Here is a 1582-nt window from a genome sequence, read left to right on the forward strand (position 1 = left end):
CCGCGAGCCCGGCGGGGCTGGATTCTACCACGGCGACCGACACCTCCGTCTCGCGGGCGATCTGCTCGGGCGTCATGTCGTCGAGCGTGACGCCGTCGACGTTGAGGACGGAGTCGGGTATCGCGTAGCGGTGGCCGCCGTGCGCGTTGATGGCCTGGATGATGTCGGTGCCTGTGAGCAGGCCCGCGACGGACACGTTGCCGCCGAAGAAGCGGTTGCGGACCGAGAGGACCTGCGCGTCGGGGACGAGACGACGGAGGACGGGGGCGAAGAGCGAGCCGGTGACGAGGGCGCGGGGCTTGTCTACGGCCGCCTCGTCGCACGCCAGCGCCTCGGCCCACCCGTCCTCGAACGCGCGCACCATTCCGATGCCGTTCTCGTACTGCGGAAAGCCGGCGTAGTGTTCGGCAGGCGGCACCGCGGCCTCGGCGTTCAGGTAGAACTCGTCGGCGAGATACACCCACGCCACGCCGTCGCGCTCGGCCATCGCGGCCTGCCAGGGCGCCGCGCGCGCGATCACCGCCGCCGCGTCCACGGCATCCTCGTACGACCGCTCGATCGCCGTCTGGAACTGCGTACGGCCGACCGGCACCACCCCCACCGACACCACACCCTCACGTTCTGCCAGCCAAGTCAGCGAGCGCTCGAGGTGCTCGCCGTCGTTGACGCCCGGCACGAGCACGATCTGCACGTGCAGCTCCACACCGCCTTCCACGAGTTCGTCGAAGCGTTCGAGCGCGCGGTCGTTGCGGCAGCCGACGAGCCGCTCGCGCACCTCGGGCTCCACCGAGTGCAGCGACACGTACAGCGGCGAGAGCGCCTGCTCGCAGATGCGCCGTACGTCGCGGTCGCGCAGGTTCGTCAGCGTGATGAAGTTGCCCTGCAGGAACGAGAGGCGGAAGTCGTCGTCGCGCAGGTACAGCGACGGGCGCATCCCCTCGGGCAGCTGTGCCATGAAACAGAACTCGCAGTCGTTCGCGCAGGTATGGATGCCGTCGAACAGTGGGTCGGCGAACGTGAGGCCCCACGGCTCGCCGGCCTCGCGCTCGAGCGTGAGCGTGCGCCCGTCCGAGAGCATCACGCGCACGGAAGCGCCGTCGGCGTGCCAGCGCCAGTCGAGCTCGTCGTCGAGCGGGAAGCCGCCTGCTTCCACGATCAGGTCGCCGGGAGCCAGCCCGGCGCGAGCCGCGGCGCCGCCCTCGTCGACACCAGCGACCGCGCCGCCGAACACCTCGGCGCGGCTCCGGCCGTACGACGCCCGGCCGCGGGCGCCGCGGGCGCTCACGCCAACGCCTCCACGGCGCGGATGACGCCCTGCATCTGCTCGTCGGGCGTGGACGCCCCGGCCGTCACGCCGACCACCACGGCGCCGTCGAACCACGCAGGGTCGAGCTCCTCGGCGGTCTCCACGTGGTGCACGCGCGGGTTGACCGCGCGGCAGATCTCGGCCAGCCGCGTCGTGTTGCCCGAGTTGTGCCCGCCGACCACGAGCATCACGTCGACGCGCGCGGCGAGCTCGTGCGCGGCCTCCTGCCTCTTCGCGGTCGCCGAGCAGATCGTGTTGATGACGCGTAGGTCGGTG

Annotated in this window: 2 protein-coding genes; both read right to left on the reverse strand. The window is 71.6% G+C overall.

From position 1 onward, the window contains the following. On the reverse strand, nt 1-1285 hold a 1285-nt coding region (locus FDZ70_10420; GenBank protein TLM66516.1), incomplete at its 3' end, for a DUF512 domain-containing protein. Further along, nucleotides 1282-1582, reverse strand: a 301-nt coding sequence (locus tag FDZ70_10425; GenBank protein ID TLM66517.1) for a 4-hydroxy-3-methylbut-2-enyl diphosphate reductase, incomplete at its 5' end; no start/stop codon positions are given. The genes FDZ70_10420 and FDZ70_10425, both read right to left, overlap by 4 nt.

This window comes from Actinomycetota bacterium, assembly GCA_005774595.1.
Taxonomy (GTDB): domain Bacteria; phylum Actinomycetota; class Coriobacteriia; order Anaerosomatales; family D1FN1-002; genus D1FN1-002.